Source organism: Paracoccus contaminans (genome assembly GCF_002105555.1).
Classification (GTDB): Bacteria; Pseudomonadota; Alphaproteobacteria; order Rhodobacterales; family Rhodobacteraceae; genus Paracoccus; species Paracoccus contaminans.
Window position 1 is genome coordinate 851,033 of record NZ_CP020612.1, and the last position, 11,723, is coordinate 862,755.

General features: G+C 70.3%; 8 protein-coding genes and 1 tRNA gene. 7 read left to right on the forward strand and 2 right to left on the reverse strand.

What is annotated here, in order from left to right; translation table 11 throughout:
- Window positions 1-214: 214 nt before the first annotated feature.
- Window positions 215-288: transfer RNA gene (locus tag B0A89_RS04150), tRNA-Gly, on the reverse strand.
- A gap of 83 nt (window positions 289-371) precedes the next feature.
- On the opposite strand from B0A89_RS04150, the gene B0A89_RS04155 reads away from it, so the two are divergent.
- Window positions 372-1,820, forward strand: a complete 1,449-nt coding sequence (locus B0A89_RS04155) for a TrkH family potassium uptake protein (protein ID WP_085377052.1) — start codon at window positions 372-374, stop codon at window positions 1,818-1,820.
- 211 nt (window positions 1,821-2,031) lie between these two features.
- Here B0A89_RS04155 and B0A89_RS04160 read toward each other — a convergent pair whose 3' ends face one another.
- On the reverse strand, window positions 2,032-3,885 hold the full coding sequence (locus B0A89_RS04160; RefSeq protein WP_085377053.1) for a peptidoglycan-binding domain-containing protein: 1,854 nt from the start codon (window positions 3,883-3,885) through the stop codon (window positions 2,032-2,034).
- A 95-nt stretch (window positions 3,886-3,980) separates the two neighbouring features.
- Here B0A89_RS04160 and B0A89_RS04165 point away from each other — a divergent pair, with 95 nt between their 5' ends.
- The 6 genes from B0A89_RS04165 to B0A89_RS04190 all read left to right on the forward strand — a co-directional run bounded on the left by B0A89_RS04165 (window position 3,981) and on the right by B0A89_RS04190 (window position 11,716).
- The gene (locus B0A89_RS04165) at window positions 3,981-4,922 is read left to right on the forward strand and encodes a glycine--tRNA ligase subunit alpha (RefSeq protein ID WP_085377054.1); all 942 of its coding nucleotides are present in this window, start codon (window positions 3,981-3,983) and stop codon (window positions 4,920-4,922) included.
- The gene (locus B0A89_RS04170; protein ID WP_240558634.1) at window positions 4,919-5,398 is read left to right on the forward strand and encodes a DUF6446 family protein; all 480 of its coding nucleotides are present in this window, start codon (window positions 4,919-4,921) and stop codon (window positions 5,396-5,398) included. Before B0A89_RS04165 ends, B0A89_RS04170 begins: the two co-directional genes overlap by 4 nt.
- Window positions 5,395-7,707: a glycine--tRNA ligase subunit beta gene (gene glyS / locus B0A89_RS04175; RefSeq protein ID WP_085377056.1), complete on the forward strand. Its 2,313-nt coding sequence runs from the start codon at window positions 5,395-5,397 to the stop codon at window positions 7,705-7,707. The genes B0A89_RS04170 and glyS overlap by 4 nt, the downstream gene beginning before the upstream one ends.
- A gap of 54 nt (window positions 7,708-7,761) precedes the next feature.
- The gene (locus tag B0A89_RS04180; protein ID WP_085377057.1) at window positions 7,762-9,345 is read left to right on the forward strand and encodes a Na+/H+ antiporter; all 1,584 of its coding nucleotides are present in this window, start codon (window positions 7,762-7,764) and stop codon (window positions 9,343-9,345) included.
- 43 nt (window positions 9,346-9,388) lie between these two features.
- Window positions 9,389-10,576 (forward strand): kynureninase, encoded by a 1,188-nt coding sequence (gene kynU, locus B0A89_RS04185; RefSeq protein WP_085377058.1) that lies wholly within the window; start codon window positions 9,389-9,391, stop codon window positions 10,574-10,576.
- Window positions 10,577-10,681: 105 nt separating this feature from the next.
- The gene (locus tag B0A89_RS04190; protein WP_169712130.1) at window positions 10,682-11,716 is read left to right on the forward strand and encodes an efflux RND transporter periplasmic adaptor subunit; all 1,035 of its coding nucleotides are present in this window, start codon (window positions 10,682-10,684) and stop codon (window positions 11,714-11,716) included.
- The last annotated feature ends 7 nt before the right edge of the window (window positions 11,717-11,723 follow it).

Below are 11,723 nucleotides of genomic sequence, written 5' to 3' on the forward strand. Positions count from 1 at the left end.
GCTGCCGGAGGCGGGCGGACCAAAGGATAAAGGCGGGGCGGCGGGATAGCGACTGGCCTGCCTCTGCTGCCCAAGCACCAGCGCCGCCGCAGGCGCGGCGCGGGCCGCGCGCAGATGTCCACGGCGGCGTTCCTGCCGCCGACATGGCCGCGCATGGCGATCAGCCCATCGGGCGCGCGCCGAGCGGCAGGGCGAAAGGCCCGGAGGAAGGGGATGGAGCGGGTGATGGGAATCGAACCCACGTATTCAGCTTGGAAGGCTGCTGCTCTACCATTGAGCTACACCCGCGCCCTGTTGCGCTTACCCGACCGGCCGGCCGCGCGCAAGCGGGCAGGCTTGACCCCTTCGCCCGGTGCGGGCACTCAGGCGCCATGATCGACACGCGCCCCGTCGTCCACGCGATAGCCAAACTTGCAGTCGGAATGGGCGCGCTGATGCTGGCGCCGGCCGTGGTCGACTGGGTGCATGGCGATCCGACCTGGCAGGTCTTCGCCGTGACAGCGGCGGCCACCATCACGCTGGGGACCATGGTGGCGATCGCCACCCGCCATCACGACGCCACGATGATCGTCGAGCAGGCCTTCCTGCTGACCGCGGGGCTGTGGCTGGTGCTGCCCCTGGTCGGGGCCGTGCCGATCCGGGCGGCCCTGCCCGGGACAAGCTGGACCGATGCCGTCTTCGAGGCGATGTCGGGCATGTCCACCACCGGGGCCACCGCCTATCCCCGGCTCGATGCGCTGTCGCTGGGGCTGCACCTGTGGCGCGGCATCCTGCAATGGTCGGGGGGGCTGGGGATCGTCGTGGTCGCCATGGTGTTTTTGCCGGTGATGCGGGTCGGCGGGATGCAGTTCTTCCGCTCCGAGGGCTTTGACACCATGGGCAAGGCCATGCCCCGCGCCAATGCCATCGCCGCCGAGATGACCCAGCTTTACCTTGCCATCACCGTGGCCTGCGCGGCGACTTATGCGGCCCTGGGGATGGGCGGCTTTGACGCGGTGATGCATGCGCTGACCACCTGTTCGACCGGCGGGTTCGGGCGCTACGATGCCAGCTTCGGCCCCTTCACGGGCAGCCCGCAGGTGGCCTCGACGGTGTTCATGCTGCTCGCCTCGATCCCGTTCATGCGGATGCTGCAGGCGCTGCATGGCGATGTGGGGCCGCTGCTGCGCGACAGCCAGATCCGCGGCTATCTGGGCACGGCCCTGGTGCTATGCGTGCTGATCATGCTGTATCTGGCGCTGTGGCAGGGCGTGCCGCCCTCGCCGGGGCTGCTGCGCGAGGTGTCGTTCAACGTGGTCACGATCATGTCGGGCACGGGCTATGCCTCGGTCGACGTGACGATGTGGGGGCACCTGCCCTTCGTGCTGCTGATCGCGGCCGGCCTGATCGGGGGCTGCACCGGATCGACCGTCTGTTCGATCAAGGTGTTCCGCTATCAGGTGCTGTTCCAGGCGCTGCGCGCGCAGCTTGCCCAGCTGCAATCGCCCAGCCGGGTCAGCCTGCTGCGCCTGCAGGGCCGGCGGCTCGACCCCGAGGTGGTGAACTCGGTCATGGCGTTCTTCACGCTGTTCGTGATCACCTTCGGGGTGCTGATCGTGGCGCTGGCGCTGACGGGGCTGCACGCGCGCACGGCCCTGACGGCCGCCTGGACGGCGATCGCCAATGTCGGCCCCGCCTGGGGGCCCGAGGTGACGGCGAATGGCAGCGTGGCGGCCTTTCCAGCCCCGGCCAAGTGGCTGATGATCGGGGGGATGTATCTGGGCCGGCTTGAGCTGATCACGGTCCTCGTGGTGCTGATGCCCCGCTTCTGGCGGCAATAGCGGCGGGGCACCGGCCCCGCGTGCCCATGGCAGCGCCCTGGAAGGCAGGATGCGCGGCGCGCATGCAGGCCAAAGGGCACAAGATCCGCGCTCGGCGCGGCAGATCGGCAAGGATCGCCGCCGATCAGGCCGCGCGCGGCCCTTTTTTTGCAAGGAGGCGGACGATCGGGCAAGCGGCCCCCGGCCATGCCTTTGCGCGGCGGCGGGCCGCTCAGTTGGCTGCGGGGCCGGGCGTGTCGCTGGCGGGGGCGGTGTCGGCGGGGGCGGTCCCTTGCGCGTTGCTGGCGGCGGGATCGGTTCCTTGCCCGCCGCCGGCATCGGTGTCGGCACTGCTCCCCGCGCTGCCGCCGGGGGCGGCATCACTGACGGCCCCGCCGCTCTTGGCGGCCTCGCCGGCTGCGGCCGTATCGCCCGCCGGCGCATCGTTCCCCTGGATGTCGCCCCCCGCCGCGGCGGCCGCATCCGTTGCTGCTCCGGCTTCGGACCCGGTTTCGGCGGGGGCCGCAGCGGGCGTGCGCGAGAGGCTGTCGATCAGCTCGGCGGCGATGCGAGGCTGGTCGGCCTCGTCCATCACCGGCCAGATCAGCACCAGTCCCTCGACCCGGCCATCGACGACGCGCGCCTCGGCTTGGCCGATATGCGTGGCGTTGCGCCCCTTGAGGCTGGCCTGGCCCGGATCGACGCGCCGCTGGGGCGAGGGCACCCAGCCCAGCGCCGTGACAAGGCCGGCAAAGTCCAGCATCTCCTGCTGTCCGCCGGGCGCAGAATACAGGATCAGCGCCGCGCCCGAGCCGTCCTTGGGGCCATAGATCGACAGGCCCTGTTCGTTACGGTCGAATTGCAGGCGGTCCATCGGGGCGGTGACCGACAGCCCGCTTTGCGGATCGTCCAGCCGCGCCAGCCCCATGCCGGCGCGCCAGGCCGCCCGGCGGTCGATCAGCGCCTGCATGGCGCTGCCCGCATCGGGCGCGGCGCGCAGGGCCAGCACCTCGGCGGCGATGGCGGCGCGGGTCTGGGGGCCGTCCTTGCCGTCGATGCGCCCGTCATAATGGCCTGCCCAGCGCAGCGCCCGCTGTACCTCGTCGAGCGGCGGCATCGCCGCGGTGCCGGGACCGGGCAGATCGATGGCCGATCCGGGGACGATCACGGTGCCCAGATCGGCGGCGGGCACGACCGCGCCCGGCTTGCCCACCCGTTCGGCGGCGCGCAGGGCGCCCAGCCATGCGGCGGCGATGTCGGCCGGCAGCGGCCCCAGCGTGACCGCATAGGCGCCGTCCGCCTGCCGCGTCAGGCCCGTTTCGGGGAAATCGGCGCGCCAGCGGGCCAGCGCCTCATCCGCGGCCTCGCGCGTCTCAAAGCGCTGCAGGCGCAGATAATCGCCCTCGGCCAGCTGCGCGGCGGGGGCGGCGCCGTCACCCGATGAGCCGTCACCCGATGCGCCGTCACCCGATGCAGCGGCAACAGGTTCGGCGCCAGCCGGGGCGGCGGCGGGCGCATCGGCATCGGCCCTGTTCCCCTCGGCCCCATCGCCGGCCTTTTGCACAGCCGCGCCATCACCATCACCGCCCTGCGCGCCTGCCTCGGGGGCAGGATCGGGCGCGGCGCGGGGCGGCACGAAAGTCGATGCCGCGGCGGCGGGGTTGGCGGCAACCGGCGCGGCCGCCCCCGCCCCATCCTGACCGGCCCCGTCCTGACCGGCCCCGTCCTGACCGGCCGCATCCGTCTGCGCCGCCTCGGGCTGACCGGACGCGCTGTTCCCGGCCGGCGCCACGCCGTCCGGCGCGGGCGCGATGAAGCTGTCGGCCGGGATCGCGCCCGCCGCCTTCAGCCGCGCCAGCTCGGCCTCGGCTGCATCCCGTTCCATGGGGCCGATGCCGATGCCCGTCCAGCCGCCGGGCAGCGGAAAGGTCACAACGCCCGGCAGCCGGCCGGCCCAGTCATCCGCCACCGCCTGGCTCTGCGCGGCGCGCCGCGCCTCGATCCGCAGCACGACCTGTTCGGCCCATGCCGGGACGGCGGCGGCAGCGGGCAGCGCGGCGGCGATCAGAGTGACAAGCTTGCGCATCGGCGTCCCTTTCCTGGGGGGGCAGATTGACCCGCACCCGGCCCTGACCTATCAGCGGCCTCAATTCGCGTCAGTTATGCGAAAGGCCGCGCCTGATGACCAGCCCCCAGACCCACGACGACCGCCCGCGCTGTTTTCAGGATGTGATCCTGCGGCTGCAATCCTATTGGGCGGCGACCGGCTGCGCGGTGCTGCAGCCCTATGACATGGAGGTCGGGGCCGGCACCTTTCATCCCGCGACCACCCTGCGCTCGCTGGGCTCGCGCCCCTGGGCGGCGGCCTATGTCCAGCCCTCGCGCCGCCCGACCGACGGGCGCTATGGCGAGAACCCGAACCGGTTGCAGCACTATTACCAGTATCAGGTCATCATCAAACCCAGCCCGCCCAACCTGCAGGACCTGTATCTGGGCAGCCTGCGGGCCATCGGCCTCGATCCGATGATCCACGATGTCCGCTTTGTCGAGGATGACTGGGAATCCCCGACCCTCGGCGCCTGGGGCCTGGGATGGGAGGTGTGGTGCGACGGGATGGAGGTGAGCCAGTTCACCTATTTCCAGCAGGTCGGCGGCCATGACTGCCGCCCCGTCTCGGGCGAGCTGACCTACGGGCTCGAGCGCCTTGCCATGTATGTGCTGGGGGTGGAGCATGTCATGGACATGCCCTTCAACAGCCCCGACGCGCCGATCCCGCTGAGCTATGGCGACATCTTCCGCCAGACGGAACGCGAATATTCGCGCTGGAACTTCGATCAGGCCGACACCGACATGCTGCTGGCCCATTTCAAGGACGCCGAGGCGGAATGCGCCCGCATCCTCGATGCCGCCGAAACCGACAGCGCGGGCCGGCGTATCCCGATGGCGCATCCGGCCTATGACCAGGCGATCAAGGCCAGCCACCTGTTCAACCTGCTGGACGCGCGCGGCGTGATCTCGGTCACTGAACGGCAGGCCTATATCGGACGCGTCCGGGCGCTGGCCAAACGCTGCGCCGACCTGTTCATGACGACCGACGCCGCCACCGGGGGAATGCCGGCGTGAGCGTGACCGCCGGCAAGCTGCTCGCCTCGGCCCTGGTTCTGTCGGCGCTGGGGGCCGGGGCGGGGATGTGGTATGCACAGGAATACGCCTTCTATGACCGCCTGCCGCCGCAGGGGGAACTGGCGGCGGTGGCGGCGGATGGCGCGCCGGTCAGCCTTGCGCTGCGCGATTTCCAGGGGATCGACGGCAGCTCGTCCCCGATCAAGTGGCGCGCCTGCATGACGCTCGACCCCGCCGCGGCCGCAGCCCTGCCCGTGTTCGACAAGCCGACCCCGCTGATCGGGCCGGGCTGGTTTTCCTGTTATGACGCAGGCCGCCTGACCGCCGATCTGGCCAGCGGCGCGGCAACCGCGCGGCTGGTCCAGCCCGAGATGCGCCCCGACGTGGACCGCATCATCGCCGTCTATCCCGACGGGCGCGCCTTTGGCTGGCAGCAGATCAACGACAAGACCCCGGAACGCGGAGTGATGGACTGATGGACCTGCTGATCGAGCTTTTCAGCGAAGAGATCCCCGCCCGGATGCAGGCCCGCGCGCGTCAGGATCTGCAACGGCTGGTGACGGAGGGGCTGGTCGATGCCGGCCTGACCTATCGCAGCGCCGGGGCCTTTTCCACGCCCCGCCGCCTGGCGCTGGCCGTCGAGGGGCTGGACGCGGCCAGCAAACCCGTGCGCGAGGAACGCAAGGGCCCGCGCACCGACGCCCCCGATGCGGCGCTGCAGGGCTTCCTGCGCTCGACCGGCCTGACCCTCGATCAGTTGGAACGCCGCGCCGACAAGAAGGCCGAGGTGTATTTCGCCGTCATCACCCGCCCCGGCCGCCCCGCCGCCGCGATCGTGGCCGAGGTGCTGGAACGCACCATCCGCGACTTTCCCTGGCCCAAGTCGATGCGCTGGGGTTCCGGCACCCTGCGCTGGGTCCGCCCGCTGCATTCCATCATCGCGCTGCTGACCGACGAGGCGGGGGCGCAGGTCGTGCCGCTGACGGTTGACGGCATCACGGCGGGCGATACCACGCGCGGCCACCGCTTCATGGCGCCCGATGCGTTCAGCGTGACGGGCTTTGACGATTATGCCGCGAAACTGCGCCGTGCGCGTGTCATGCTGGACCCCGCCGAACGCGAGGCCGCGATCCGGCAAGAGGCCGCGAACCTCGCCTTTGCCCGCGGGTGGGAGATCGTGCCCGACGACGCGCTGATGACCGAGCTGGCGGGCCTTGTCGAATGGCCGGTGCCGCTGATGGGCGTGATCGAGGAGCGCTTCCTGTCGCTGCCGTCCGAGGTGCTGCAGACCTCGATGAAGGAACACCAGAAGTTCCTGTCGGCCCGCAACCCGGCGACGGGCCGGATCGAGGGCTATGTCACCGTCGCCAATATCGAGACGCCCGACCAGGGCGCGACGATCCTGCACGGCAACCAGCGCGTGCTGGCCGCCCGGCTGTCGGACGCGGCTTTCTTCTGGTCGAACGACCTGCGCGAGGCAAAGGCGGGGATGAAGGATTGGGCCGAGGGGCTGAAGGCCGTGACCTTCCACGCCAAGCTGGGTTCCCAGCACGATCGGATCGAGCGCATCGCCGCCCTGGCCCGCGAGATCGCGCCGGCGGTGGGCGCCGATCCCGCGCTGGCCGAACAGGCCGCGCGGGTCGCGAAACTCGACCTGCGTTCCGCGATGGTGGGCGAATTCCCCGAATTGCAGGGCACGATGGGCCGCTATTACGCGCTGGAGGCCGGGCTGGATGCGGCGGTGGCCGACGCCGCCCGCGACCATTATTCGCCGCTGGGGCCAAGCGACGCGGTGCCCTCGGCCCCTGTGTCGGTGGCGGTCGCGCTGGCCGACAAGCTGGACACGCTGACCGGGTTCTGGGCAATCGACGAAAAGCCGACCGGGAGCAAGGACCCCTATGCGCTGCGCCGGGCGGCGCTGGGGGTGATCCGGCTGGTGCTGGGGAATGGGGTGCGGGTCGGGGTGAATCAGATAGTCCAATCTGCTTCTTCCGGGTGCTGGTATTACTCCACGTTGTCAGAGGGTATTGCCGTTCACTCCTCCCAATCGGGGCCTGCGAAAGATTGGCGGCGGCTCGGTGTGCCAGACCCACAAACTGGGGTTGTTGAGCATTGTCTATCTTTTGAGGATTTCCGCCAAGCACTGCTCGAAGATAGAGTTCGGGACTTTTACGGCACAGTTTTTGACGACTTGGACGCAGACGGTGCTGGTGGCGAAAACCGGATTGTCTCCGGTGATGACCGACTTCATCGTCTCAACTCCGACCTCCTCGCCTTCCTCCATGACCGCCTCAAGGTCCACCTGCGCGAACAGGGCATCCGCCATGACGTGATCGACGCGGTGCTGGCGATGCCGGGCAGCGATGACCTGACGCTCGTCGTGGCCCGCGCCACCGCGCTGAACGCGATGCTGGCGACCGAGGACGGGACCAACCTGCTGCAAGGGCTGAAACGCGCCGCCAACATCCTGGCGCAGGCCGAGGACAAGGACGGCGTGGAATACTCGTTCGGCGCCGACCCCAAATTCGCCGAAACCGATGCCGAACGCGCCCTGTTCGCCGCGCTCGATGCCGCCGAGCCGCGGATCGAGGCCGCCATGCAGGCCGAGGATTTCCCCGCCGCCATGTCGGCCATCGCCGCCCTGCGCGCGCCCATCGACGCCTTCTTCGGCTCGGTGCAGGTCAACACCGACAACCAGATGGTGCGCCGAAACCGCCTGAACCTGCTGCACCGCATCCGCGAAACCGGCCGCCGCATCGCCGATTTTTCCCGTATCGAGGGCTAGGCGCGAGCGCCCCCCGGCCCTTCGCCACGGCCTGCACCATCAAGGGGCACCAGAATGAGCGTTGCCGACACCTTTGAACTGACGCTTGCGCTGCTGACGGTCATCGTCGGCCTTTACTGGCTGGCGCTGACATTGCGGCTGCCGCCTTCGGCGGCGCTGCTGGTGGGCAGCGGGGCGCTGGCCTTTGTGCCGGGCCTGCCGCATTTCGTCGCCGACCCCGATCTGGTGCTGGTGCTGTTCCTGCCGCCGCTGCTGATGGACGGGGCGTTTTCCACATCGCTGGGGCGGTTCGGGCGGCAGTTGCCGGGCATCCTGTCGCTGGCGATCGGGATGGTGGTCTTCACCACCCTGGCCGTGGGGGTGGTGACGCACTGGCTGGTGCCCTCGCTGCCATGGGCGGCCTGCTTTGCGCTGGGGGCGATCGTCTCGCCGCCCGATGCCGTCTCGGCGCGGGCGGTGCTGCAAAGCGTCACCCTGCCGCGCCGCCTGACCGCCCTGATCGAGGGCGAAAGCCTGGTCAACGATGCCACCGGGCTGGTGCTGTTCCGCTTTGCCGTCGCCGCCGCGCTTAGCGGGGTGTTCGACGCGGGCGCCGTCGCGGCCGATTTCGCCCGCCTGTTCCTCGGCGGCGTGCTGGTCGGCCTGGCCGCGGGCGCGGCCTGGGTGGTCGTCGCAAGGCGGATGCGCGATGAGACGCTGACCCTGCTGGTCAGCCTTCTGCTGTCCTGGCTGTCCTATCTGGCAGGAGAGCGGCTGCACGTATCGGGCGTGATCTCGACCGTGACGGCGGGCCTGGTGATGGGCTGGTATCAGCATGTCATCTTTTCCGCCGCGGTCAGGCTGCGCGGCATCGCCTTCAACAGCGTGCTGGTCTTCGTGCTCGAGGCGATGGTGTTCATCCTAATCGGCTTTTCACTGCGCGACGTGGTGGACCGGATGGGAGGCATGGGGGCGGTCGCCTCGACCATGGCGGTGCCGCTGGCGGGGGTGGTGCTGGCGGTGATCCTTGCCCGCTTCGTGTGGATCTTCGCAACCGACGGGATGCGGGCGCTGCTCAGCCGCGCCGGGATGCGCGGGGCGCGCCCGCTGGGCATGCGGCAGGCAGCCGTGCTTGGCTGGGCGGGCATGCGGGGCGGGGTGACGCTGGCGATCGCGCTGACGCTGCCTGAAACGATGCCGGGGCGCGATCTAATGCTGGTCGCCGCCTTTGCGGTGATCTTTGCCACGGTCGTGGTGCAGGGCACCAGCCTTGCCGCGCTGATCGGCTGGGTCAAGCCGCAGGATCTGGAGCCCCCCGCCCCGATGAGCCTGGCCGAGGCTGAAACCGCCCTGGCCCGCGTGCGCCTTGCGGTGATCGAACAGAACGCCTACGGCCCCAACGGCAGCCTCGTTCACGCCCATTTGCTGGACCAGGCGCAGATGCGGGTGGCCGCGACCGAACAGTTCGTCCACAATCACGAACAGTCCTATCCAAGGCTGGTCCGGCATTTCGACCTGCTGAACCGGTCGATCGACGCGGCGCGGGCCGAACTGATCCGCCTGCACCGGGCCGGGCAGATCGAGGACGAGGTCCTGCACAATCTCGAACGCGACCTTGACATCGAACAGATGGGACTGGCCTATCAGCTGAACGGCTGAGACCCCACGCCCCCCCCTGCGCCTGCAACGAAGAAACCCTGCCTTGACCGACTTTGCCCGCACCCGCGCCGCCTTTCACCTGCCGCAGGGGGTGATCTATCTGGACGGCAATTCGCTGGGCCCGATGCCGGTGGCGGCGGCCGAGCGCGTGGCGGCGATGATGCGGGACGAATGGGCGCAGATGCTGATCGGCGGCTGGAACAGGGCCGGCTGGTATGTCCAGCCGCGCCGCGTCGGCGACCGCATCGCGCCCCTGATCGGCGCGGCCGAGGGGCAGGTCGTCATGGGCGACACGCTGTCGATCAAGGTGTTCCAGGCCCTGTCCGCGGCGCTGGCGCTCAACCCCGGCCGCCGGGTCATCCTGTCCGACAGCGGCAACTTTCCCTCGGACCTCTATGTCGCGCAGGGGCTGGCGCGCGTCACCGGGGCCGAGCTGCGCGTGGTGGCCCCCGAGGATGTGGCCGATGCCATCGGCCCCGACCTTGCCGTGCTGATGCTGACCGAGGTTGATTACCGCACCGGGCGGCGTCACGACATGGCCGCCCTGACCGCGCGGGCGCATGAGGCCGGCGCGCTGGCGGTGTGGGATCTGGCCCATTCGGCGGGGGCGGTGGATGTGGACCTGCTGGGCGCGGGCGCCGATTTCGCGGTCGGCTGCACCTACAAATACCTGAACGGCGGCCCCGGCTCGCCCGCCTTCATCTGGGTGCATCCGCGCCATGCCGAGGCTGCGCAGCCCTGCCTACAGGGTTGGATGGGCCATGCCGCGCCCTTTGCCTTTGACGGCGACTATCGCCCCGGCGCGGGGATCGAGCGGATGCGCGTCGGCACGCCCCCTGTCATCGCGCTGGCGGCGCTGGACGCCGCGCTTGACGTGTGGGAGGGCGTGCAGATGGCCGATCTGCGCGCCCGTTCGGTCGCGCTGACCGAGGCCTTCATCGCCGGCATCGACGCCTCGTGCCCCGGCGTCACGCTGCATTCGCCCCGCGATCCGGCCCGGCGCGGCAGCCAGGTCGGCCTGCGCCATCCGCAGGCCCATGCCGTCATGCAGGCGCTGATCGCCCAGGGCGTGGTCGGCGATTTCCGCGCGCCCGACGTGCTGCGCTTCGGCTTTGCGCCCCTGTTCAACGACATGTCCGATGTCGAAGGCGCGGTGGACCGGCTGGCCGGCATCCTGCGCAGCGCCAGCTGGGATCGCCCCGAATACCATCAGCGCGCCGCCGTGACCTGAGGATGGTCTTTTCATCAGGCACGGGCTGTCATCTTATGGCGCGAACAGATGGTGAATCGCATGACGACGCAGCCCTTTATCCTGCCTGCGCTCCTGCTGGGAACCATGTTGGCTGCCCCGGCACGGGCCCAGGACGCCGCCGCCCCGGTCGATCCGCTGAAGGTGGAATATGTGAACGTCGTGCGCCAGCCGCTGACATTCTCTGCCCGCCTGACCGGCACGGTCGAGGCCAGGGACAGCATCCAGCTGTCCTTTCCCAGCGGGGGGCGGATCGTCGAGATCATGGTCGAGGCGGGCGACCGCGTCAGCGCCGGCGAGCCGCTTGCCCGCACCGACGGCGTCCAGCAGCAGCAGGCGCTGGCCCGCACCGTGGCGGGCGTGGCGGCGGCGCAGGCGGCCGTGCTGCAGGCCCGTCAGGCCGCCGACCGGGCCGCGGCCCTGCTGGGCCGGGGGGTGGGCACGCGCGCCGCGCGCGATGCCGCGCAGCAGGCGCTGTCTTCGGCACAGGGCCAGCTTGAGGGCGCGCGCACCGCGGCCGATCAGGCCCGCCGCGCGGCCGAGGATACCATCCTGAAGGCCCCGCAGGACGCCGTGGTGACAGCCCGCATGGCCGAGCCGGGACAGGTCGTGGGCGCGGCGCAGCCGATCTTGTCGCTGGCCGCCCTGACCGGGTCCGAGGCCGTGTTCCACATCCCCGATTCGCCCCTGCTGGGCCGGGCCCCCGGCGCCATGGTCGAGCTGCGCCCGATCGATCATCCCGACCGGCATCTTGCCGGCAGGGTCAGTGAGATATCGCCGCTGGTCGATTCCGCCACCGGGGCGGTCACCGTCCGCGTCGCGATCGAGGGCGCGCTCGATCCCTCGCTGCTGGGCGCGGCGGTGGTCGGCACCGTCCACCTGCCGGTCGGCAGCGGCATCGAGCTGCCCTGGACCGCCCTGACGGCCACCGGCGACGGGCCGGCCGTCTGGAAAATCGGCCCCGACAACACCGTCAGCATCGCGCAGGTGACGCTTGAACGCTATGGCACCGAACAGCTTGTCGTCAGCGCCGGGCTGTCGCCGGGTGACGTGGTGGTGGGCGAGGGATCGCAGCTGATGTATCCCGGTCGTCCCGTTGCCCCCGGAAAAGCACGAAAATGACGACACC